Source organism: Hymenobacter sp. (genome assembly GCF_035709525.1).
Classification (GTDB): Bacteria; Bacteroidota; Bacteroidia; order Cytophagales; family Hymenobacteraceae; genus Hymenobacter.
Genome location: NZ_DASTEP010000243.1, coordinates 1 through 22057, shown reverse-complemented (window position 1 = coordinate 22057; position 22057 = coordinate 1). Strand labels below are relative to the sequence as shown.

The window sequence follows — 22057 nt, the reverse complement described above, 5'->3', positions numbered from 1 at the left end:
TTTCTGGCTGATAGCAGGCATAATGCTATTGGCTGTAAATCAAAAAAAACGGTGGAATTCACAAGAGGTCTTTGACTGGGACGCGGGAGGTTACTTCTCTTACCTGCCTGCTACGCTTTTATACCACGACGCAGGGCGGCCCGATTCACTAGCACGGCTAGTACAGGCTAGGCTGTCAGAAAAAGACCGAGATGTAGGGCGTTTAGGTATTCGCAAACTAGATAACGGCCGGTACGTGACAAAATACCCGATGGGTGTAGCTATCAGCCAATTGCCTTGGTTCGGGGGCGCGCATCTTTATTCGCATTGGCGCGGCTTGCCCGCAAATGGCTACTTCTGGCCTTATCAACAGGCTGCCATGCTTTCGGGTTTGTTATACAGCATCTTAGGGCTGTGGATACTGCGCAAGCTACTACTGCGCTATTACAGCGATGCTGCCACAGCCTGGGCATTGGCCGGCATTGCGCTGGGAACCAATTACTTTGTGTACGCTACCCATGAGGCCGCTAATTCACATGGGGTATTGTTTTTGTGGCAGGCTGCCCTGCTTTACTGCACGGCGCGCTGGTACGAAACGCCGGAGCGCCGCTGGGCTGGTGGAATAGGGTTATTTCTGGGGCTAGCTACGCTCACGCGCTTTAGCGAAGCGCTGTACGTGCTCATTCCGCTCGTGTGGGGGCTGGATAGCCTCGCCGCCGTGCGGCAGCGCCCGGCGCTACTGGCCCGGCACGCCGGGCAGCTGGCGGGGGCAGTGGTCATCGGGCTAGCTGTTGTAAGTCTGCAATTCTTATTTTGGCATTCGGTAAGCGGGCATTGGGTACTTGATAGCTATCAGGGTGAGCATTTCGATTTTGCCGCCCCGCATATTGTAGAAGGACTGGTTAGTTTTCGTCGCGGCTGGTTTATTTATACGCCGCTGGTGGTGCTAATACTCGCCGTGGGGATGCCCCGGCTGCAGCGCTACGTGCCAGCCGCCGTGCCCGTACTCTTTATTTTTCTGCCCGTGCTGCTTTATGTCACCTTTAGCTGGGTGCAGTGGTGGTACGGCTGGGGATTCAGTACCAGGCCATTGGTGAGTTGCTACCCGCTGTTGGCGCTGCCGCTGGGGGCTGCCCTAGTGGGTGGGCGGCCAGGTAGTGCGGGTAGCAAAGCAGTGCGCGGCTTGGTGCTGGGCTGTATTGCACTCAATATGTGGCAAGGCTGGCAGTACGTGAATAATGTGCTGCCCGGCGACGAAATGACGTACACGCTTTATCGGGAGCGGCTGTTCCAGGTACCACCGTGGGAGGTATCGCAGCCCACTCCCGATGCCCCGCCCCCGCCCATGACGCCCTGGTAAATTGGGCGAATCCCTTGCTGGGGCGGGGCGCTTAGCCCGTTTACAAAAGGCTACAAGCTACCCGTGCGGCCGCCATCCACGGGCAGGCTGGTGCCGGTGATGTAGCCCGCCGCCGGCGAAGCCAGGAAGGCCACGGCCGCCGCTACCTCGCGGGCCTGCCCAAAGCGGTGGGCCGGAATCTGCTTCAGCAGGGCGGCCTCGACTTGCTCGCGCGACTGGCCGGTGTCGGCTATTTTGCTTTCAATCAGCGACTCGTGGCGCTGCGTGGCGGTAGCGCCCGGCAGCACGTTATTGACCGTGATGCCCTGGCCGGCTACCTCGTTGGCCAGCGTTTTGGCCCAGCTCGCCACCGCGCCCCGGATGGTGTTGCTCACGCCCAGGCCTGGCAGCGGCACCTTCACCGAAGTGCTGATAATGTTGATGATGCGCCCGTAGCCGGCCGCCGCCATGCCCGGCACCAGTGCCTGCGCCAGCAGCTGGTTGCAGATGACGTGCTGCGCAAAGGCCCGCTCGAAGTCGGCGGGCGTGGCCGCCAGCAGCGGCCCGGCGGGCGGCCCGCCCGTGTTATTTACCAGTATCTGAAAGCCGGCCGGGTGCGCCGCCAGGTAGCCGGTCACCGCCGCGGCTACCTGCGCGGGCTGGCTGAAATCGGCCACTAAGTAGCCGTGCGCCTGGCCGGCCGGCGTGGGCAGGGCAGCGGCTACTTCGCGCAGCGCGGCCTCGCGCCGGGCAATGAGCGTGACGGTAGCGCCGGCCTCGGCCAGTGCATCGGCCACAGCCCGGCCGATGCCTTGGGTGCTGCCGCCCACGAGGGCGTGGTAGGGGAGATGCATAAGGTGAATGGCTGGACGGTTGAACGGGTGAGTGGTTGAATGGGTACGCCAAGTATTGCGCAAGACTACCTTTCCGCAAACAAGAACGTAACAAAAGAAGATAAGGACCTGCTTCAGGAAAAGGCTATCTCGCTGCTTTCGCCCGCAACCAGGGCTGCCCACTACCTCTCACTCAACAATCCACCCGTTCAACCATTCCGCCATTCAAAGATGATTTCCCGTCCCTTCAACTTTCAGAAATGGGTAGCCGAGCACCGGCACCTGCTCAAGCCGCCGGTAGGCAACCAGCAGGTTTTCAAGGATAACAAAGATTTTATCGTGATGGTAGTGGGCGGCCCCAACGCCCGCAAAGACTACCACGTGGACGAAGGCGAAGAGCTGTTCTGGCAGCTCGAAGGCGAGATGACCGTCAAGATTATCGAAGATGGCCAGCCGGTGGACATCGTCATCGGCCCCGGCGATATGTTCCTTTTGCCGCCCGGCGTGCCGCACTCGCCGCGCCGCCCGGCGGGCACGGTGGGCCTGGTGCTGGAGCGCTACCGCACGGCGGGCGAGCGCGACGGCTTTCAGTGGTACTGCGAAAACTGCGGCCACAAGCTGCACGAGGAATACGCCGAAATCACGGACATCGTGGCCCAGCTGCCGCCCATCATGGACCGCTTTTGGGCCAATGACAGCCTGCGCACCTGTCAGGTGTGCGGCACCTACCTGGAAGCCCCGCCCAAACCGGCGGCCTAGGTAGCACGGCGGCGCTGCCCGACCTTTGCCGCCGCGCCTTTGTTTTACTTGCCTTCGCCTGCGCCTGTGGAGTACTATTATTCGGGTCGTCTTTCGCAGCACCTGCTTTGGCTGGCCTCGCTGGCGGGGGTAGTGGGGCTGCTGGCCAGCCGGGCGCTGGTGGCGCTCAGCCCCGTGGCTGGGGTGCTGGCCGTGCTGCTCAACCCACACCTGCGCCGCGATGTGCAACTGTATTTCCGCAACGGCGCGGCCCTGCGCGCGGCGGCGATGGTCGGGTTTTTGTTGCTGAGCGGCCTCTACACCAGCGAGTGGGCCGTGTGGCGCCACGAGCTATTCCGGAGCCTTACGTGGCTGGGCGTGCCGCTGGCCTTTGCGGCGGGCGTGCCCCTGAGTGGGCGGCAGCGGTGGGTAGTGGGCACGTTCTACGTGCTAAGCACGGCCGCCGTGGGGCTCGCCACTGTCGTCAAATACTGGCTCGACCCGGCCAGCGGCAATGCGGCCATCCACATCGGGCAAAATGTGCAGGCCGTGACGGGCGTGTTCCACATTTTCTTTGGCGTGCTGCTGGCGTTGGCCGCTTTTTGGGGCGCGGCCATGGCGAGCAGGCCGCGCGAGGGCCTGGGCTGGCGGCTGGCGCTGGGCGCGGCGGCGGCCGTGGCGGCTGCCGCGCTGCACGTGCTGGCCTACCGCACCGGGCTGCTGGTGTTCTACGTGGGGCTGCTGGTGTGCGCGGGCGGGCTACTGCTGCGCCGCAACCTGGGCCTGGGCCTGGGGCTGCTGCTGCTGCTGGGCCTGGGGCCGTGGCTGGCCTACACGCAGCTCGAATCGGTGCAGCTGCGCGTGAATGCCACGCTGTACGATGCCGAGCAGTTTGAAAAAGGGCGCGACCTGAATAATTTTTCGCTCTCGCAGCGGCTCACCGCCATGCAAGCGGCGCTGCCGGTCATCCGGCAGCACTGGCTGCTGGGCGTGGGCCCGGCCGATACCCACGCCGCCATGCGCGACCAGTACGACTGGCGCAGCTACGGCCTCAAGCGCGCCAACCAGGCCGACGTACACAGCCAGTACCTCGAAACCCTGCTGGGCGGCGGGGTAGTGGGGCTGGCCCTGTGGCTGGCGGTGGTGTTCTGGCCGCTCACCCAGGCCTGGGCACGGCGCGATGCTTACCTCTGTTTGTTCATTTTATTGCAGGCTGCCACCATGCTCGTCACCGATGTGTTGAGCTTGCAAATCGGGCTCAACTTGTTCGTGTTCGGCTACGGCTTTTTGGTGGTGGCCGGCGAGCGGCGGCAGCAGGAGGCGGCTACTTCTGCTTCTTCGGGTACTGCGCCTTTGTCTTTTTCGCGTCGGGCTTAGGTACGGCGCCTGCTTCGGCAAACTGCTGCTGCAACTGCTCGGGCGTGAGCTCGGTGAAGTCGCGCGCCACGGCCAGCGGAGCCTGAAACTCGGTGCCGGCCAGCGTGCTCGTGATGGATACGCAGCGCATCCCGGCCCGGTAAGCGGCCTGCTCGCCCAGCAGCGCATCCTCAAACACCAGGCAGTGTTCGGGCTTGATGGCCAGCTTGTCGGCCACGGCGGCGTAGGTTTCGGGGTGGGGTTTGCCGGCGTCCACGTCGTCGGCCCCTACCACGATGTCGAAAAACGGGCGCAAATCGAGGTAGTCGAGGATGTAGCTCAGCGTGTCGTTGGCCGAGCCGGTGCCGAGGCCGATTTTGAGGCCGGCGGCGCGGGCGGCTTTCAAAAAATCGACCAGGCCGGCCGTGGGCCGGCGCTCGCCGCGGTACAGCGTACGGTAGAGAAACTCGCGCTGGTCGGCGTATTTTTTTAAATCTTTTTCCGACGCAGGCTCTTCCAGCACCTGTTTGAGGATGTCGGTGGCCGGCATCCCGTTCAGACGGCGCAACAGCTGGTAGGCGTCGGCCTCCACGCCCAGGTCTTCGAAGAGGAGCTGAAAGGCACGGGCTTGCATGAGGGTATTATCCAGGATAACGCCGTCCATGTCGAAAATGAGGGCTTGTAAATTGGGCATACATAATTCTAACGTAATCCGGCCCCAAGTCGCCGGAAACCAGCGGCGGTATCTTTGCGGCCCGTTTCCTCTCGGCTTTTGCATGAAAAAGATACTATTGCTCTTGGCGCTGGCGCTGCCCGCCGTGGCCCAGAAAAAAGGCCCCGCCCTCAAGCGCCCCAAGCTGGTAGTCGGCATCGTGGTCGACCAGATGCGCTACGACTACCTCTACCGCTACTGGGATAAGTTCGGCCGCGGCGGCTTCCGGCGGCTGCTGGGCGAGGGCTTTAGCTACGAAAGCTGCCACTACAACTACGTGCCCACCTACACCGGCCCCGGCCACGCCAGCGTGTACACGGGCACCACGCCCGCTCACCACGGCATCGTGGGCAACAACTGGTACGAGCGCGAAACCGGCAAAGGCACCTACGTGACCGACGACAAAACCGTGCAGTCGGTGGGCGGCTCGGTGGCGGCCGGGCAGATGTCGCCCGCGCATATGCTCACCACCACCATCACCGACGAGCTGCGCCTGGCTACTAATTTTCAGAGCAAGGTTATCGGCCTCAGCATGAAGGACCGGGGTAGTATTCTGCCCGCCGGCCACGCCGCCAACGCCGCCTACTGGTACGACGGCACCAACGGCGCGTTCATCAGCAGTACCTTCTACACCAAGGCGTTGCCCGAGTGGGTGACCAAGTTCAACGCCGCCAACCACGCCGCCGAATACCTGAGCAAGCCCTGGACTACCCTGCTGCCCATCGCCGACTACACCGAGAGCACGCCCGACGACGTGGCTTGGGAAGCCGCTTTTAAAGGCGAGGAAAAGCCCGTTTTTCCGCACGACCTGCCGCGCCTGAGCGGGGCCGCGCCCGCGCCGGTGGCCGCCACTATGCGCGCCGCCGGCGAAACCCCGCCCAAGGCCACGCCCCAAAACCTTGACCTCGTGCGCTCCACGCCCTTCGGCAACTCGCTCACCGCCGACTTTGCCCTCGAAGCGCTGCGCGCCGAGCAACTGGGCCAGGGCACGCACACTGATTTTCTGGCCGTTAGCTTTAGCAGCACCGACTACGTGGGCCACCAGTTTGGCACCACCGCCATCGAAACCGAAGACACCTACCTGCGCCTCGACCGCGACCTGGCCCGCCTGCTCGACGCGCTCGATAAGCAGGTGGGCAAGGGCCAGGCGCTGGTGTTCCTCACCGCCGACCACGCCGCCGACCAGGCCGCCGGCTTCCTGCAAGCGCACCGGCTGCCGGGCGGCGGCGTGGGCCCGGCCATCGTGAAGGACAGTTTGCAGCGGGCGCTGGTGCGCCTGCACGGCCCCGGCCAGTGGCTGCTGAGCTACGAAAACCAGCAGGCCTACCTCAACCACGGCCTCATTGCCCAGAAGAAGCTGAGCCTGGCTGCCGTGCAGGAAGAAGCGGCCGACATTCTGCGCGCCCAGCCGCACATCACGGAGGCCATCACGGCCCACGACCTGCTGCACGGCAGCTGGAACGAGGGCCTGGGCCACTACCAGCAAAACGGCTTCTACGCCAGCCGCTCGGGCGATGTGCTGGCCGTGCTGGCCCCCGGCTGGCTCGAAGCCTACGGCTACCCCGTGGTGAAGGGCACCACCCACGGCGCCTCCTGGGCCTACGATACGCACGTGCCGCTGCTGTTCTGGGGCTGGGGCGTGAAGCACGGCGAGTCGGCGCAGGAAGTGAAAATCGTGGATATCGCGCCCACCATTGCCCGCTACCTGCACATTCAGGAGCCCAGCGGCTGCACCGGCCGCCCGCTGACGGAGGTGATGAAATAAATGTAGGGTAAGCTTTAGCTTGCCAGCGAGCGTAGCGAGCAGGGCGTAAGCGAACGTCTGCTAACGGGGATGCTCGCTGCGCTCGCTCGCAAGCTGAAGCTTACGGTACACACCAGCTTTTCGCGGCCAGCCGCCGCTTCCGTAGTTACTTTGTCGCGTAATTGCGCGCCGATTTATTAATTCCCCACTACCCACCTTCTTACCCCCATCTCAACGTGGCCCATTTTAACCCCTGGCACGATGTATCGGCCGGCGACAACCTGCCGCAGACCGTAACCGGCATCATCGAAATTCCGAAAAACAGCAAAGGCAAGTTCGAGCTCGACAAAGACAGTGGCCTGCTCAAGCTCGACCGCGTGCTGTTCTCGGCCGTGCATTACCCGGCCGCCTACGGCTTCATTCCGCGCACCTACTGCGACGACAAAGACCCGCTCGACATCCTGGTGCTGTGCTCGGTCGATATTCCGCACATGTGCGTGGTCGAGGCCAAAGTAATCGGCGTGATGCAGATGCTGGACCAGGACGAGGAAGACGACAAAATCATTGCCGTGGCCGCCCACGACGTGAGCGTGAACCACTACAACGAGCTCGACGACCTGCCGCCCTACATGATGCGCGAAATGCAGCGCTTCTTTGAAGACTACAAAGCCTTGGAAAACAAGCAGGTAGTGGTGAAGCAGTTCCTGGGCCGCGAAGATGCCTACCGCATCATCGACGAGAGCGTGAAGCTTTACGACGCCACCTTCGGCACCGAGCACCAGTCGGCCTAAGCCGCCGCGCTGGCTTGCCAGCCAACGTCAGGCCGCGCGGTAGCGCGGCCTGACGTTTTTTTGTGCCCTCGGCCGTGTGCGTGGTAGTAGCGCGAACTTTGTAGTTCGCGCTTAGCTGCCCGCTGGCGGCTACGAGCGATAACGCTCGCGCTACTAGTTACTTATGCTGCCCCGCCGCCCGCTGCCCCTGCGCCTGCTCGATGCCCTGCTCTACAGCAGCACGTGGCTGGCGGCGGCCGCTGCCGCCCAAACGGCGGGCGTGCTGCACCTGCTGCCGGGCGGCTTTTCGGCGGCCGGGTGGCAGGCGGTAGCGCTGGTTTTTGCCGCCACGCTGCTCTGCTACAACCTCGATGCGGCGCTACCCTTCAAGCACCGGCAGCCGGCCGGCACTTCGGGCCGCAAAGCCTGGCAGCACCGCCACCGCTGGCTGCTGGCCGGGCTGGCGGGCGCGGCGGCGCTAGGCGGGGCCGTGCTGCTGCTGCTGGGCGGCTGGCTGCATTACCTGCCGCTGCTGCTGCCGCTGGCGGCCGTGGCGCTGGGCTACTCGCTGCCGCTGCTGCCCTGGCGCGGGCGCTGGCGGGCCGTGCGCGAGGTGCCGCTGCTCAAGGTATTTCTTATCGGCGGGGTATGGTCGGCCGTGACGGTGAGCTTACCCGCGCTGGCGCTGCACCGGCCGCTGGCCCCGCTGGCGGGGCTGCTGGCGCAGCGGTTTTGCCTGGTGTCGGCCCTGGCCATTGTCTTTGATATTCGCGACTTTAGCCGCGACCGCCTCACCAACCTGCGCACCATGCCCGTAGTGCTGGGCTTGCGCGGGGCCAAAACCGTGGCGCTGGCGCTGCTGGGCATCTCGTTGGCCATTGGGCTGGGGCGCGGCGCGCCGCCGCTGGTAGTGCTGCTGCCCGCCGCCTTTGCCGCCTGGGTTATCGCCGTGGCCCGCGACACGCGCGGCGACTATTTTTTCGCCCTCGTGGCCGATGGCGCGCTGCTGGTGCAGGCGGCTGTGTCGCTGCTGGCGTGAGAGCCGGGTTGATTTTTTAAGAAGTCGTTTGACTTTTAGCGGGAGCGAATAATAGTGTAGAGACGCAAAATTTTGCGTCTCTACACTCATCCCCATCGACCAGAATTTAACTCAAACCTTAGCTTGACAGCCAGCTATTCGTAACCCCGGTTGTCCTTGAATGCCTTATTGTATTCCAACTGCTTTTTGTAAGCTTTCGCCTTGGCATCCTGCGCCTGCAATTGCTGCACCTTGCGGCGCTCTTTGCCGGCGCGCGACAGCTTCTCGTAGGCCCAGCTAGTCGGCGAAGCAATAGTTGGTTTTGGCAGCGCCGGTGGGGTCGAGTCTACCGCGAATAGCGGCTTGGGTGCGGGCGGCCGGCGGGCACCGTGCACCACGGGCGGCGCGGGCCGCTTCATATTGCGCAGGGCGCGGTCGATGCTGCTGCGGTCGGCGCGGTCGGCCGTCACGCGCACTTCGCCCAGGCGCACCGAGTCGCGCAGCAGGCGCACCTGCACTACCAGCTGCGCCAGCGTGGTGCCGCGCAGCGGCAGCCGCTGGGGCTTGTAGCCCAGCGCCTGGAAAAGCAGCGTATCGGTAGCGTAGGCCGGAATCAGGAAGTCGCCCTCGGCATTGGCCACCACGCCGCGCGGCGTGTGCAGGCGGCGCACGGCTGCCCCCGGCAGCGGCTGCCCGGTGCGGGCGTCGCTCACGGTGCCGCTCACGCGCAGCTGCGGCGCGGGCTGGCCGGCCTGCGCGTGGGCCGGGCGTGCGCTGGCCAGCAGTACCCCGAGTAGTAGTAGCTGCGCGGCTACTTGCCAGCGCCACCGGCCGCTGGCCCGCTGGTTTCGGGCTGGCAATAAGTATTCAAAAACCTTCATTTACAGCCAAGCTACAAAGAAAAAGCTACCATGCCTGGCCTGAGTGCGGCCCTGAGCACAAGCAGCCAATTGGCGCTGCGGCTACCCAGAGAGCCCCGCGCCCGGCCAATAGTTGCGTTGGGCTTACCGGCTCGCCGCTTCGTGGCGATGGTAATGGGTAACGAAATTTTTAGCGCGGCTTTCCCGTTGCTCCCGTTGCTACGGCTGCGCCCGAACCCGCAGGCGCTGCTTGCCCGTAAGCAGCAGGCGCGGACTAGCGATAACCTTGCGGCCCATTAGTTTAGCTTTCTGAAATCTTAGCCCACTACCCCTATGAGCCTGTCTTCTCGTTTGCGCCGCTGGCTGCCTGGTTGCAGCCTGCTACTAGCTCTATGGGGTGGAATCGCTGGGGTGCAGGCCCAGACGACCCCGCCGCCCGCGCCCCGCCAAATCGCGCTCGACAGTGTGAGCGTGGCCCCGGCGGCGGTGGATATTTCGGGCTGGCTGCTGCTTGATAAGGACATTCAGCTGGAGCTGGGCGGGGCCGTGCAAAACCTCTACAACTTCAAGTTTGCCAAGGCCGACAAGCAGTTTTACTCCTTGCGGCGGCGCTACCCGCAGCACCCGATGGCCTACTTCCTGCTGGGCCTCAGCACCTGGTGGAAGATGGTGCCCACCAACGTGAATGACACGCGCTACGACAAAGCCTTCCTGGCCTATGTGGACACCGCCCAGGCCAAGGCCGAAGCTCTATATAAGGCCGATAACAAGAACTATGAAGCCTGCTTTTTTCTGGCTGCGGCCTACGGCTTCGAGGCGCGGCTGCACTCGGAGCGGCACAACTGGCGGCGCGCCACCACGGCCAGCCGCAAGGCGCTCATCTACCTCGAAAAGAGCCGCGAGGCCAACGACCTCAGCCCCGAGTTTCTCTTCGGCGAAGGCCTCTTCAACTACTACGCCGTGTGGATAGGGCAGGAGTATCCGTGGCTGCGGCCGGTGCTGTTTTTCTTTCCGAAGGGCAACCGCGAGCGCGGCCTGGCCCAGCTGCGCCAAACCAGTGAGAGCGCCTTCTACACCGGCCCCGAGGCCAGGTTTTTTCTGGTTAACATCCTCAACAGTACCCGCGGAAACCAGCCCGAGGAAGCCTACAAAGTGGCCCAGCAGCTGGCCCGGCAGTACCCCGACAACTCGCGCTTTCAGCTCGACTACGCCAAACTAGGCTTCCAGACGGGCAAGTTTGGCGAAAGCGAAACGGCCTGCCGGAGCATCTTGCAGAAATACGCTACCGGGCAGGTGGGCTACGAGGCCTACACCGGCCGGGCGGCGGCCTACATCATGGGCTACCTTATGCAGTTCAAATACAAGGACGTAGCCCAGGCCAAAGACTACTACCAGCGCTGCATCGTGTACTCGGAGCAGGCCGGCATGGCCAAAAAGAGCTACTACATTTTTGCCCAGGCCGGGCTGGCCCGCCTCGCCGCCCAAGACAAAGACCTGCCCACCGCCCGCCGCTACTACCGCGCCGTGGTCGAAGACGGCGACGATGGCCAGGAGGTGTACCAGGAGGCGCGCAAGTGGCTGCGCACCCACCCGCAGTAGCGGGCGGCTACAGCGTCACGCCCACCTTGAAGCCGGCCGGAAAGTACAGGCCCTGGTGCGCGTAGTCGGAGGGCCCGCTGCGAAACTGGCTTTCGCCGAAGCTTGACCACGAGTGGCTTTTGCGCAGCCCCAGGCCCGCGTACACGTCTACCAGCACCCGCTTGGCGAGGGCAAACTGGTAGCCCGCCTGCCCGGCCGCGCCGTAGCGCAGCACGGTTTCGTGGTAGTGCACCGGCTGCCCCAGCACCAGGTAGGGCAGGCCATTAGGACCGGTTTCCTCGTGCCATTTCCGGCTGAAGCTCAGTCGAAAAACCTGCACCTGCGGGCCATAGCCCAGGTAGAAGCCCAGCGGCTGCGCCGGGTTGCCCGCCGCTTTAGTGCCCAGGTAAAAGCGGTGCTGCCCGAGCAGGCCGCCGCCGCGCACGGTACGGTCGCGGTTGATGTCGGCCGGGTCGAAGGGCACGTCGGGCCGGCCGGCCCCGCCCCAGTACAGCTGCGCCCCCAGCGTGAAGGTCTGGCCCGGGTGCCCGGCGCGCGCGCGCTCGGCCTCCAGCCACAAGCCGCTCATTATTAGGTGCTGCGGCGTAAGCTTGAGTGCCCCGCCCGCCCCTGGGGCCTGGGCCGAGGCGCGCAGCCCCAGCAGCGCCAGGCCCAGGGCCCCAGCCACGCGGGCCGGGGCGGGGTAGCAAAAAAAACAAGCCATTTTAGGGAACGATGGGCAGCACGCTCACTTGCTGCAAGGCCGTGCTGCCGATTTGGTACTGGTAGAGGCCGCCCGGGCCCACGGCCAGCAGGTAGTTGCCGTTGGGGATGACGTCGGTGAGGCTGGTGGCGAACTTCTGCACCTGCGTCAGGGCCGGTGCCTGGCTGGTGTCGAACACCTTCAGGCCGTCGTCGCACACGTAGAGGCGGCTGCTTTCGGCCCCCAGGCCCTGCGGGCTCAGCATGGGGTAGGCGCGGGCCAGGCGCGGCTGGCTCAGTACATCGAGGTCAATGACTTCCAGTACGTTGGCCCCGCCGCCGCAGGTGCGGCCCGAGCGTAGCGTCACGTAGGCGTAGCGGCCATCTACCACCACGGGGTCGCAGCTCACGAGGTGCTGGTAGAAGCTCACCTGCACCGGGGCCGTGGGCGTGGCCACGTCGAAGATGTACATGCCGCGCTGCGTGCCCAGAAAGAGGTGGTGGCCGGTCGGGAAAATCGTTTCGATGCCCGGCACCAGCTGCACCCGCTTGCCTACGGTGGGCACGGCCGGGTTTTGCAAGTCAAACAAGCGCAGGCTTTCGTCGTCCACGGTGTAGAGCGTCTGGCCCAGAATGGCGAAGCGGGCCATCGAGCCGCCCTTACCGGTGCCGCCCGTCGCCCCAGGGCTCGGTGCCGAAGCCGTGCTCGTGGCGAACCCGCTGTTGAAAACCATCGGGCCGCCGCGGGGCGCGGTGTAGGTGACGCGCATGGGCACCGCCTCGCCGGGCGCAAGCGTGCGCCAACCCACGACGATTGAGCTGCTGGGGCGGTTGCCGGGCTGGTAGGCTTCTTCGAGCGGGCCGGTCACGGGCATGGGCAGCTCGCGGAAGGCGTCGCGCACGCGGCCGGTGGGCTGCGCGTGGGCCGGGTCGCTGATGTCGAGCGTCACCAAATCGGGGCCGTTGTCGGCGTACAGCAAATTGCCGCGCACGGCCAAATCCACGTTGCCGGGAATGCGCAAAAAACTCACCGGCCGCGGCTGCGCCGGGTTGGTATTATCAATGACGTGAATACCCTCAAATTTCTCGTTGACAAACACATACGCGCCGCGCAAATAGATTTTACCGGGGTGGCGCATGGTCTGGGGCGGCAGGGTGGCCACCGAGCTTTCGAGCGCGGGGCGCGTCATCAGCACCGGCCGGTAGGTGGCGTACTGCAAGTACGAGTATTCGGGCACGGCCTCCTGCTGCTGCGAGCAGGAAAACAGCAGCAGCAGCCCCAGCAGCAGCGACGCGCCGGGCAAGCGGGTAAACAGTCGGTTCATACGGCAAACAGGTAAAAGTGAAAAGAATAGCAAAGCCGCGCCGGGCGCGGCTTCTTTTGAAAGGGAGCCGGCCCGGCACGGCCAGGGTTGCACGGGAAGAAGAATATTTTGCTATATACCCCAAGTTGGGGGATTTTAGCCGCAGCCCCAGCGGGGTGCTCCGTCGGTAGAAAATCGTCCGCTCCAACGTAGCAAAGCCCCGTAGGGGCGACCCTTTCGACTGGTTGGGTCGCCCCTACGGGGCTTTGACTCACGTGCTACTGGTAATTACTACCGATGGGTCGCCCCGCTGGGGCTAGCCGCAACTTGATGAGTTATATAGCCTGTGTGGAGCGGCCGACCAGCCGCCGGCTACGCCGGGCGTTCCAGCGCCCGCAGCGCCGGCCCGATATGCGCCACCAGGTCGCCGGCCACCAAGCCAGCCTCCCCTGTTTCGGCGGCGGCCAGGTCGCCGGCGTGGCCGTGGGTTAGCACGGCTAGGCGAGCGGCCAGCAGGGCATCGAGGCGCTGGTCGGCGCGCAGGGCCAGCAGCAGGCCGGTGAGCACGTCGCCGCTGCCGCCGGTGCCCATGCCGGGGTTGCCGGTGCCGTTGAAATACACCTGCCCGTCGGGCGCGGCGGTGGCCGTGTAGGCCCCTTTCAGCACCACGATGCAGCGGTGCTTTTGGGCAAATTCGCGCAGCAAATCGAGGCGGTGGTAGTCGTCCTGAGTTTTTTCGGTGAGGCGCGCAAACTCGCCGAGGTGGGGCGTAAGCACGGTGTTTTCGGGCAGTAAATCGAGCAGCTCGCGGTGCGCGCCGAGCAGGTTGAGCGCGTCGGCGTCGAGCACGAGCGGCACGGTAGCCTCGCGCAGCAGGCGCTCCAGCACGGCGCGGCTGGCTTCGTGCTGCCCCAGGCCGGGGCCGATGGCCACGGCCTGGTAGGGCGTCAGGTCGGGCAGCTCGCTGAGGAAGTCCGCTTCCTTGTCGGCCAGGCACATAGCCTCGGGGCGGGTGGTTTGCAAAATGTCGTAGCCGCAGCCGGGCACGGCCACCGTCAGCAGGCCCACGCCGCCGCGCAGGCAGGCCCCGGCGCTGAGCACGGCCGCGCCCACCTTGCCCCGGCTGCCGGCCAGCAGCAGGGCGTGGCCGAAGGTGTTTTTATAAGCAAACTTGTTGCGCCTGGGCAGTTGAATTTCGGGGTGCCCGGCGGGTGCGGGCGGCCAGTCGGCGGGCGGCGCGGTGGGCAGGGCGGTGTAGTGCCAGGGCGTATCGGCCTGCTCGATAAAGGTCTCACTCAGGCGAATATCTTCTGAGTGCCACTCGCCCACGTGCTCCGCATTTTGCGGCAGCAAAAAAGCCAGCTTGGGCGGCCCAAAGCTGACGGTGTAAGTGGCGCGCACCACGGGCGCGGCGGGGTCGGGCTGGGGCGCATCGGGCAGCAGGCCGCTGGGCAGGTCGATGGCCACCACGCGCGCCCGGCTATCGTTGAGGTGTGCCACCACGGCGGCGGCCACGCCGGCCAGCGGGCGCGTGAGGCCGGTGCCAAACAGGGCATCCACAACCAGCGTCTCGGGCCGCAGCTCGGGCAGGCTATCCAGGCCAAGCTCTTGAATGGGAATGACTTTGGGCAGTACGTGGTGGTTGTACTGGTAGTCGTCGGAGTACCTGGCGGCGGGCAGCAGCCCCAGGCGCACGGGGTAGCCGGCGTGGTAGAGCATCCGGGCCAAAGCCAGACCGTCGCCGCCGTTGTTGCCGGGGCCGCACAGCAATAGCACGTCGGGGGCGTCGGAAAGGTCGAAGCGCGCCAGAAACCACTCGGCCACGGCCGTGGCGGCGCGCTCCATGAGGGCGGTGGAGGTAGTGCGCTGCTCCTGAATGGTGGCCTGGTCGAGCTGGCGGATTTGGGCGGCGGAGAGGAGTTTCATGCGGGTAGTGCTAAATATGCGGGCCGGAAGCGGCAGCGCACCTGCGCCGCGCCGGCCCCGCGATGCCATCCTACAAATATCTTCTCTGCGTGCTGGCCCTCGCGGCTTGCTCCGAAAAGCAGCCAGCCGCCAGCGCCCCAAAGGCCCCGGCGGGGCCCGCCGCCCCCGCCGCCAGCCCCGCCGGGCGCCCCCTAGCGCGGCAGCCGCTCAAGCTGGCGCAGCTGCCCGCCGCCCTGCGCCCGGCCGGCGAGCTGCTCGAAGCCTGGCGCTGGCACGATGCCAACGGCGAAAACCTGCTGGTAGCGGCGCGCACCAGCCGCCCCGCGCCACCTGCGGACGAAGACGCGGGGCGCACGGCCCAGCTGCTGGTGCGCCAGTACGTGCGCCACGGCAGCAGCTACCAGCAGCTGTGGCAGCTGCAGGATGCCGTGGCCGACTGCCCGCTCGACCTGACGCTGGGCCTGCTGCCCGGCAGCACCAGCATCACCGACCTCGACGGCAACGGCCGCACCGAAACCACCGTGCTCTACGCGCTGGCCTGCCGGGGCGGCGTTGACCCGGCCGCGCTCAAGCTGATTATGCACGAAGGCCCGGCCAAGTACGCGCTGCGCGGCTCGACCCTGCTACTGCTGGGCGGGCCCGCGGAACTGGCGCGGGCCAAGCGCCGGGCGGCCGGCCCGGTGTGCTGCCTCGACAGCCTGCCGCCCCGGCAGCGCGCCGACGATGCGCAGGCGGAAGGCCTGTACCAGAACGAGCAAGATTTTGCCGCCGCCCCGCCCGCCTTTCGGGTTTTTGCCCGGCAGCAGTGGCGGCGGTGGCGCACCCACGACGGCCCCGAGGTGCTGCCCTAGCGGCCCGGCAACTATCCGGCGGGCGCGCGCGTTTTCCAGTTCCCAAGCTCACTTTGACCAAACCAATATGCAAACCTGGAACGATGTAATCCGCCTGGCCAACCACGGCAGCCCCGCGCCGCCCCGCCGCGTCGAAAAAACCAATGCCGAATGGAAGCAGGAGCTCACCCCGCAGCAATACCACGTCACGCGCGAGCACGGCACCGAGCGCGCCTTCACCGGCGAATATTGCGAGGCCCACGAGGCCGGCCTCTACGCGTGCGTGTGCTGCGGCACCCCGCTCTACGACTCGCGCACCAAGTTTGAGAGCGGCACCGGCTGGCCCAGCTTCACGCAGCCCGTCGACGAAAGTGCCATTCGCTACAAGAAAGACACCAGCTACGGCATGGTGCGCGTGGAAGTGCTTTGCAACGTGTGCGACGCCCACCAGGGCCACGTCTTCCCCGACGGCCCGCCGCCGAGCGGCCTGCGGCTGTGCATCAATTCGGCGTCGATTAAGCTCGTAACCGAAAAGGCCCCGGCCTAGCTTGCGAACGCCGCCCGGGCGGCGTAGCTTGAGCGCGAATTGGCGGATTAACCCGCTGGTTCGCGCTTTTTTATGCCCGGCATGACCCACGAGGCCTTCGCGGCCAAGCTTACCGACCTGCTGCCCCGCGCCCAGGCCAACCCCGCCGCTTACCGCCGCCGCGTGCAGGGCTGGGTGGTGCTCGGCTACTGCTTTATTGCGCTGCTGCTGCTGGGCTCGCTGGGGCTGCTGGGCGGGCTGGTGTGGGCGGTGGTGGCCATCGGGGTAGGCGGGGTTATTCTGAAGCTGCTCATTCCGCTGGTGTATTTCGTGTGGACGCTGCTGCGCTCGCTGTGGGTGAAGTTTGACCCGCCCGCCGGCCGCCCGCTGAGCCGCGCCGAGGCCAGCCCCCTGCACGACCTGCTGCGTGCGCAAACCCGCGCCCTGGGCGCCCCGGCCGTGCACAGCATCGTGCTCACCACCGACTACAACGCCGCCGCCATGCAGCTGCCGCGCCTGGGTTTGCTGGGCTGGCCGCGCAACTACGTGCTGGTGGGCTTGCCGCTGCTCCAAACCCTGACGCCCGAGCAGGCCGCGGCCGTGCTGGCCCACGAGCTGGGCCACTTGCGCGGGGGGCACGGCCGCTTCGCGGCGCTCGTGTACCGCGTCAATCAGTCGTGGGCGCAGCTGGTGGGCAATTTGGAGCAGTCGGGCCGCCGCAGCATCGTGCGGGGCTTCACCGATTGGTACGTGCCGCGCTTCAATGCCTGGTCGCACCCGCTGCGGCGCACGGCCGAGTTTGAAGCCGACGCGGCGGCCGCCCGCATTACCAGCCCCGCCGCGCTGGCCGAGGCGCTGTGCGCCATCGAGGTGCGCGAGCCCGCGCTCGACCGCTTTTACTGGAAGCCCCTGAATAAGTCGCTGGCCCACGCGCCCGCCCCGCCCGCCGACCCCATCAGCCAGCTCTTGGCCGTGGCCCGCACCGCCCGCCTACCTACCGACGAGGAAGGCACCCTGCTGCGCCGCGCCGCCGAGGCCGACCCCGACCCCTTCGACACGCACCCCACGCTGGGCGAGCGCCTGGCTGCCTTGGGCCAGGCCGTGGCGGCCCCCGCCCCGCCCGCCACCACCGCCGCCGAAGCTTGGCTAGGCGCCAGCCTGCCCACCCTGGCGCAAGAACTGGACGCCGAGTGGCGCCGCGAGCGCGCTGCCATCTGGCGCGAGCGCCACGAGCATTTGCGCGGCCAGCGCACCAAGCTGGATGAGCTCAGTGAAAAGATAGCAAGTGGCTTAGCTTTAGGCGAAGATGATGCCTGGCGGCACGCCGACCTCACCGAAGACCACGTGGGCGAGGCCGAGTCGCTGCCGCTGTACCGGGCGCTGTTCGACTCCGCCAAGTACGGCTCGTCCGCGCGCTTTGCGGTGGGCCGCATTTTGGTTAGCCAAGACGATGCGGCCGGCCTGCCGCTGCTGGAAGAAGCCATGCGCCGCGAGGCCGACTTCGTGGGGCCGGGGCTGGCCATTCAGCAGGCCTACCACCAGCGCCAGGGCGACCGCGACGCCGCCCGCCAGCTCAGCGCCCGGCAGCTCAGCCACGCCGACCACACCGACCTGGTGGAGGCCGAGCGCCAGGGCTGCACGCCGCAGGATACCTTTTTGCCGCACCGCCTCCCCGAGGCCGAGCTGGCGCCCCTGCTGGCCGTGCTGGCCGACTCCGCCCATCGCGTGGGCCGGGCCTGGCTCGTGCGCAAGCAATTGAAGTACCTGGCCGACGAAAAGCCCTACTTCATCTTGGTGCTGCGGGCCGACAAAGGGCCGGGCCTCAAGTCTGATGAAGAAATTGAGGCTTGGATTACGCGCCTGGTGCCCCTCGTGGAGCTGCCCGGGCCCGCCTTGCTCATTCCCGTCGTCGATAGCTTGCTGTGGGTAGGGAAGAAGGCCATGAAGATAGCCGACAGCGAAATTTACCACCGCCTGCCGAGCTAATTTTGCGGCGGCTGCGTTGTAGCTGCTGCGCTAACCCAATCTTTTGCTCCCACCCCTTATGTCGCTTCTCTTCACCGATTTTGCCTCCTGGCAGGCGCACTGCGCCGCCACCGGTGAGTTGCTCTACCAGCCCGTGCTGGCCTACGAAATCGAGCAGAAGGGCGCGAGCGAGGCCGACATCTGGCCCGGCCTGCAACGCGCCTACGACGTGATGCGCGACGCCGTGCACACCGGCCTCACGGGCGACATGACTTCGCGCTCGGGCATGATAAACAACGGGGCCAAGAAGATTGCCGCCTCGCCCGTGACGGTGCTGTCGCCGGAGTTTAAAAATCTGGTAGTGAGTGCCCTCGGGGCCAAGGAAGTGAACTCGTGCATGGGCCGCGTGGTGGCCGCGCCCACGGCCGGCGCGTCGGGCATCTTGCCGGGCGTGCTCACGACCATTCAAAATATCCACCACCTGCCCGACCAGAAGATATTGGAAGGGCTGCTGGTGGCGGCGGGCATCGCGCTCATCATCGAGCAGAATGCCTCGCTGGCCGGGGCCGTGGGCGGCTGCCAGGCCGAAACCGGCTCGGCCGCCGCGATGGGGGCCGGGGCCATCGTGTACTGCCTGGGCGGCCCGGTCGAGCAGGTGTTTGCCGCCGTGGCCATTACCATTCAGTGCATGCTGGGGCTGGTGTGCGACCCGGTGGCGGGCCTAGTGGAGGTGCCCTGCGTGGTGCGCAATGCCTCGGCGGCGGCCATCGCGTTTTCGTCGGCCCAGATTGCCATTGCGGGCGTCGACCCGGTTATCCCCGTCGACCAGTGCGTGGCGGCCCTCGGCGAGGTGGGCCAGAGCATGGAAACCCGCTACAAGGAAACTGCCCTTGGCGGCCTGGCCAACACCCGGCGCGGCCGCGAAATCGAGAAAATGGTGCTGGTGCAGGACGTGAACATTCTGCCGGATGAATAAGACGGCCAGCACCTTGGTGAAGAGTAGGTGAATTGCTGGCTGTCAGTACCTCACGGCGAAGCTGCTATAACGCATTATCGGGGTATATCTTCGGCCCTTGGCTTATGCCAAGGGTTTTTTATTTTCTTCTTAATTCCCCCTTTTTTCCTTTTTTACCGCTTTATATGCGAACAACCTTACTTAGCAACCGGCTGGGCCACTGGCTGGCGGGTGCTACGCTGGTGCTGCTGGCTACGCCCGGCGCCCACGCGCAGCTGTCGGGTACCAAAACCATTCCGGGCACCTACGCCACGCTGGCGGCGGCCATTGCCGACCTCAACGCCCAGGGCGTGGGGGCGGGCGGCGTCACGTTTAACATCGCGGCGGGCTATACCGAAACGCTGGCCAGCCCCACGGCGGGCGCCATTACGGCCACGGGCACCAGCGCCAACCCCATCGTGTTTCAGAAAGCCGGCACCGGGGCCAACCCCGTTATCACGGCCGGGGTGGGCACTACTACCAACCTAGATGCGATACTGTCGCTGGTGGGGGCCGACTACGTCACCATCGACGGCCTGAGTTTGACCGAAAACGCGGCGAACACCACGGCCACGCAGCAGGCCGAATTTGGCATTGCCCTGTTTCGGGCATCGGCCACCGATGGCAGCCAGTTCAACACCATCCGCAACTGCGTGGTGACGCTGAACAAAACCAACGTGGGCACCTTCGGCATCTACGGGGCACCCTCGGCGGCGGGGGCTACTACGGCCGTGGTGGCCACGGCTACCACGGGCGCCAACTCGGCCAACAAGGTTTACGGCAACGTGGTGGCTAACGCGCTGGTGGGCATCTACTTCGCCGCCAACTCGGCCACTACTACGGCCAACTACGACCTGAACAACGAAATCGGGGTGACGGCGGGCAACACCGTCGGCAACTTTGGCGGCACATCTCCCGGCTGGGGCGTGGGCGGCACCTACCAGAACGGCCTGAAAATAGCGGGCAACACGCTCAACAGCACGCTCAGCTACACCTCGGCCACGGCCTCGACGCCGGTGGCGGCCAGCACCGTTACGGCCACGCTGCGCGGGGTGTACACCCCGGCGGGCACCTCGTCGAACCTGGACATCACCAACAACACCATCACGCTGGCCAGCGGCGGCACTACCGCGCAGCTCGTGGGCATCGACAACACGATGGGCGGCCCGGCGGGCGGCAACACGGTGAACATCACCGGCAATACGGTGCAGCTGACCTATGCCACGGCCACGACGGCCACGATGCTCGGCATCACCAACGCGGCCACGGCGGCCACGGTCAACATCACGGGCAACACGGTGCAGAACAGCACGGCGGCGGCGGCCACTACCGGGGTGTTTACGGGCATCACCAGCTCGGGCGGGTCGGCGCTGACGCTGAGCGGCAACAGCGTGCTGAACAACGTGATAGCCGGCACCGGCACCATGACGCTGATTTCGTCGACTATCATATCGGCCACGACGCCGGTCGCGATTACGAATAACACTATTTCGGGCAACCGGAAAACGCCGACCGGCACCACGGCCAGCAACTCGCTGTTTTGCATCACGCTGGGCACGGCGCTCACCACCATCACGGGCAACACGATTAGCAACAACGCCATCGTGACGGCGGGCACCTCGACCACCACGGGCACGCTGGTGGGCATCAACAGCACGGCGGCTTCGACTACCAGCGAAACGCTGAGCAACAACACGATAACGGGCCTCACCATCAGCGGCACCAGCACCTCGACTACGAGCGTGCTGCGCGGCATCGTGACAGCTAGCACCGGCAGCAGCGACGTGCAGACCCTAACCCAGAACACCGTGGGCGGCCTGGCCATCGCCACGGGCAGCGGCACCGTAACGGGCTTGTATATTCCCTCGGGGGGGGGCGCGGGCAGTACCGTCAGCCGCAACAAGCTCTACGACCTGAGCGCCACCGGCGCGGCCGGCAGCGTGCTCGGCATCAATATCCTGGCCGGCGGCACGTATGCCGTGGCCAACAACCTGATTGGCGGCCTGACGGCCCCGGCCGCCACGGGCCTCAACGCGGTAATCGGGCTGAACGTGGCGGGCAGCACGGCCGTGAATGCCTACTACAACACCATCGGCCTGAGCGCGGCCAGCACGGGCGCCACGTTTGGTACGTCGGGCATCAACCTGAGCTCGACCACTACGGCCCTGGACCTGCGCAACAACATCGTGGTAAACAAAAGCACGGCGGCGGGCACCGGCGGCTACACGGCGGCGCTGCGCAATAGCAGCAGCACGGCCGGCGCGGCACCTACCAACCTGGCCGCGGCCACCAATAACAACCTCTACTACGCGGGCACGCCGTCGGCGACCAGCCTGATTTACGTGGAGGGCACCACCACGGCCACCAACGCCGCCCAAACCCTGGCGGCCTACAAGACGCTGGTAGCGCCCCGCGAAGCTTCTTCGCAAACCGAAGACGTTGCCTTTTTGAGCACCACCGGCACGGCGGCCACCTTCCTGCACCTCGACCCGGCCGTGCCCACGCTGGCCGAGGGCCGGGCCCAGCCCATCAGCGGCATCACCACCGACTTCGACAACGACGTGCGCAGCACCACCACGCCCGATATCGGGGCCGATGAGGGTAGCTTTATCGCGGGCGGCGTGGCCGTCGACCTGAGCATCGCGGGCCTGGTAGCGCCCGGCACGGCCGGCTGCTACGGCACGGCCGAAAGCGTGGTAGTGAGCATCCGCAACAACGGCACGCAAACGCTGGACTTTGCCACCAACCCCGCCACCGTGACGGTGGTAGTGAGCGGGGCCGCCACCCAGACGCTGACCCAGACCCTGAGCACGGGCACGCTGGCGGCGGGCGCCACCCAAAACGTAACCGTGGGCTCGCTCAACATGAGCGCCGCCGGCACTT

Annotated in this window: 18 protein-coding genes; 12 read left to right on the top strand and 6 right to left on the bottom strand. The window is 65.8% G+C overall.

Annotated elements, in window-relative coordinates; genetic code table 11:
• Nucleotides 1–358: 358 nt before the first annotated feature.
• Nucleotides 359–1339: a hypothetical protein gene (locus tag VFO93_RS21830; protein WP_325136500.1), complete on the top strand. Its 981-nt coding sequence runs from the start codon at nt 359–361 to the stop codon at nt 1337–1339.
• A 50-nt stretch (nt 1340–1389) separates the two neighbouring features.
• On the opposite strand, the gene VFO93_RS21825 is transcribed toward VFO93_RS21830, so the two are convergent.
• Nucleotides 1390–2172, bottom strand: a complete 783-nt coding sequence (locus VFO93_RS21825) for an SDR family oxidoreductase (RefSeq protein ID WP_325136499.1) — start codon at nt 2170–2172, stop codon at nt 1390–1392.
• A gap of 210 nt (nt 2173–2382) precedes the next feature.
• On the opposite strand from VFO93_RS21825, the gene VFO93_RS21820 reads away from it, so the two are divergent.
• Together VFO93_RS21820 and VFO93_RS21815 are read left to right on the top strand one after the other, a co-directional pair.
• Nucleotides 2383–2910 (top strand): 3-hydroxyanthranilate 3,4-dioxygenase, encoded by a 528-nt coding sequence (locus tag VFO93_RS21820; protein WP_325136498.1) that lies wholly within the window; start codon nt 2383–2385, stop codon nt 2908–2910.
• 66 nt (nt 2911–2976) lie between these two features.
• Complete coding sequence (locus tag VFO93_RS21815) at nt 2977–4266, top strand: O-antigen ligase family protein (RefSeq protein WP_325136497.1); 1290 nt, start codon at nt 2977–2979, stop codon at nt 4264–4266.
• Here VFO93_RS21815 and VFO93_RS21810 read toward each other — a convergent pair.
• Entirely contained in the window at nt 4214–4939 is a 726-nt protein-coding gene (locus VFO93_RS21810) for an HAD-IA family hydrolase (protein ID WP_325136496.1), read from the bottom strand. The genes VFO93_RS21815 and VFO93_RS21810 overlap by 53 nt on opposite strands.
• Nucleotides 4940–5021: 82 nt before the next feature.
• Between VFO93_RS21810 and pafA the strand changes: the two genes are divergently transcribed.
• The 3 genes from pafA (at nt 5022) to VFO93_RS21795 (ending at nt 8510) form a co-directional block, all read left to right on the top strand.
• Entirely contained in the window at nt 5022–6722 is a 1701-nt protein-coding gene (pafA, locus tag VFO93_RS21805; protein ID WP_325136495.1) for an alkaline phosphatase PafA, read from the top strand.
• Between the two features lie 215 nt (nt 6723–6937).
• Complete coding sequence (locus VFO93_RS21800) at nt 6938–7492, top strand: inorganic diphosphatase (protein WP_325136494.1); 555 nt, start codon at nt 6938–6940, stop codon at nt 7490–7492.
• Between the two features lie 163 nt (nt 7493–7655).
• Entirely contained in the window at nt 7656–8510 is an 855-nt protein-coding gene (locus VFO93_RS21795; protein WP_325136493.1) for a hypothetical protein, read from the top strand.
• 134 nt (nt 8511–8644) lie between these two features.
• Here VFO93_RS21795 and VFO93_RS21790 read toward each other — a convergent pair whose 3' ends face one another.
• A complete protein-coding gene (locus VFO93_RS21790) occupies nt 8645–9370 on the bottom strand; it encodes a carboxypeptidase-like regulatory domain-containing protein (protein WP_325136492.1) in 726 nt (241 codons plus the stop codon).
• Between the two features lie 312 nt (nt 9371–9682).
• Here VFO93_RS21790 and VFO93_RS21785 point away from each other — a divergent pair, with 312 nt between their 5' ends.
• The gene (locus tag VFO93_RS21785; RefSeq protein WP_325136491.1) at nt 9683–10948 is read left to right on the top strand and encodes a tol-pal system protein YbgF; all 1266 of its coding nucleotides are present in this window, start codon (nt 9683–9685) and stop codon (nt 10946–10948) included.
• A gap of 7 nt (nt 10949–10955) precedes the next feature.
• On the opposite strand, the gene VFO93_RS21780 is transcribed toward VFO93_RS21785, so the two are convergent.
• The 3 genes from VFO93_RS21780 to VFO93_RS21770 form a co-directional block, all read right to left on the bottom strand.
• Nucleotides 10956–11651: a hypothetical protein gene (locus VFO93_RS21780; protein ID WP_325136490.1), complete on the bottom strand. Its 696-nt coding sequence runs from the start codon at nt 11649–11651 to the stop codon at nt 10956–10958.
• Between the two features lies 1 nt (nt 11652).
• A complete protein-coding gene (locus VFO93_RS21775) occupies nt 11653–12954 on the bottom strand; it encodes a hypothetical protein (RefSeq protein ID WP_325136489.1) in 1302 nt (433 codons plus the stop codon).
• A 351-nt stretch (nt 12955–13305) separates the two neighbouring features.
• Entirely contained in the window at nt 13306–14859 is a 1554-nt protein-coding gene (locus VFO93_RS21770) for an NAD(P)H-hydrate dehydratase (protein ID WP_325136488.1), read from the bottom strand.
• A gap of 62 nt (nt 14860–14921) precedes the next feature.
• Here VFO93_RS21770 and VFO93_RS21765 point away from each other — a divergent pair, with 62 nt between their 5' ends.
• The 5 genes from VFO93_RS21765 to VFO93_RS21745 all read left to right on the top strand — a co-directional run.
• Nucleotides 14922–15710, top strand: a complete 789-nt coding sequence (locus tag VFO93_RS21765; protein WP_325136487.1) for a M949_RS01915 family surface polysaccharide biosynthesis protein — start codon at nt 14922–14924, stop codon at nt 15708–15710.
• A 67-nt stretch (nt 15711–15777) separates the two neighbouring features.
• Nucleotides 15778–16236: a peptide-methionine (R)-S-oxide reductase MsrB gene (gene msrB, locus VFO93_RS21760; RefSeq protein WP_325136486.1), complete on the top strand. Its 459-nt coding sequence runs from the start codon at nt 15778–15780 to the stop codon at nt 16234–16236.
• A gap of 72 nt (nt 16237–16308) precedes the next feature.
• The gene (locus VFO93_RS21755) at nt 16309–18201 is read left to right on the top strand and encodes a M48 family metallopeptidase (protein ID WP_325136484.1); all 1893 of its coding nucleotides are present in this window, start codon (nt 16309–16311) and stop codon (nt 18199–18201) included.
• A gap of 58 nt (nt 18202–18259) precedes the next feature.
• Nucleotides 18260–19156, top strand: a complete 897-nt coding sequence (sdaAA, locus tag VFO93_RS21750) for an L-serine ammonia-lyase, iron-sulfur-dependent, subunit alpha (protein WP_325136483.1) — start codon at nt 18260–18262, stop codon at nt 19154–19156.
• Nucleotides 19157–19320: 164 nt separating this feature from the next.
• A partial coding sequence (locus tag VFO93_RS21745; protein ID WP_325136482.1) for a hypothetical protein occupies nt 19321–22057 on the top strand: 2737 nt, incomplete at its 3' end.

Excerpts from the sequence above, each read along its gene's own strand:
- VFO93_RS21775 (WP_325136489.1), bottom strand. The coding sequence starts at position 12,954 with ATGAACCGACTGTTTACCCGCTTGCCCGGCGCGTCGCTGCTGCTGGGG.
- VFO93_RS21820 (WP_325136498.1), top strand. The coding sequence starts at position 2,383 with ATGATTTCCCGTCCCTTCAACTTTCAGAAATGGGTAGCCGAGCACCGG.
- VFO93_RS21780 (WP_325136490.1), bottom strand. The coding sequence starts at position 11,651 with ATGGCTTGTTTTTTTTGCTACCCCGCCCCGGCCCGCGTGGCTGGGGCC.
- pafA (WP_325136495.1), top strand. The coding sequence starts at position 5,022 with ATGAAAAAGATACTATTGCTCTTGGCGCTGGCGCTGCCCGCCGTGGCC.
- sdaAA (WP_325136483.1), top strand. The coding sequence starts at position 18,260 with ATGTCGCTTCTCTTCACCGATTTTGCCTCCTGGCAGGCGCACTGCGCC.
- VFO93_RS21825 (WP_325136499.1), bottom strand. The coding sequence starts at position 2,172 with ATGCATCTCCCCTACCACGCCCTCGTGGGCGGCAGCACCCAAGGCATC.
- VFO93_RS21765 (WP_325136487.1), top strand. The coding sequence starts at position 14,922 with ATGCCATCCTACAAATATCTTCTCTGCGTGCTGGCCCTCGCGGCTTGC.
- VFO93_RS21790 (WP_325136492.1), bottom strand. The coding sequence starts at position 9,370 with ATGAAGGTTTTTGAATACTTATTGCCAGCCCGAAACCAGCGGGCCAGC.
- VFO93_RS21810 (WP_325136496.1), bottom strand. The coding sequence starts at position 4,939 with ATGCCCAATTTACAAGCCCTCATTTTCGACATGGACGGCGTTATCCTG.
- VFO93_RS21755 (WP_325136484.1), top strand. The coding sequence starts at position 16,309 with ATGCCCGGCATGACCCACGAGGCCTTCGCGGCCAAGCTTACCGACCTG.
- msrB (WP_325136486.1), top strand. The coding sequence starts at position 15,778 with ATGCAAACCTGGAACGATGTAATCCGCCTGGCCAACCACGGCAGCCCC.
- VFO93_RS21830 (WP_325136500.1), top strand. The coding sequence starts at position 359 with ATGCTTTCGGGTTTGTTATACAGCATCTTAGGGCTGTGGATACTGCGC.
- VFO93_RS21785 (WP_325136491.1), top strand. The coding sequence starts at position 9,683 with ATGAGCCTGTCTTCTCGTTTGCGCCGCTGGCTGCCTGGTTGCAGCCTG.
- VFO93_RS21770 (WP_325136488.1), bottom strand. The coding sequence starts at position 14,859 with ATGAAACTCCTCTCCGCCGCCCAAATCCGCCAGCTCGACCAGGCCACC.
- VFO93_RS21795 (WP_325136493.1), top strand. The coding sequence starts at position 7,656 with ATGCTGCCCCGCCGCCCGCTGCCCCTGCGCCTGCTCGATGCCCTGCTC.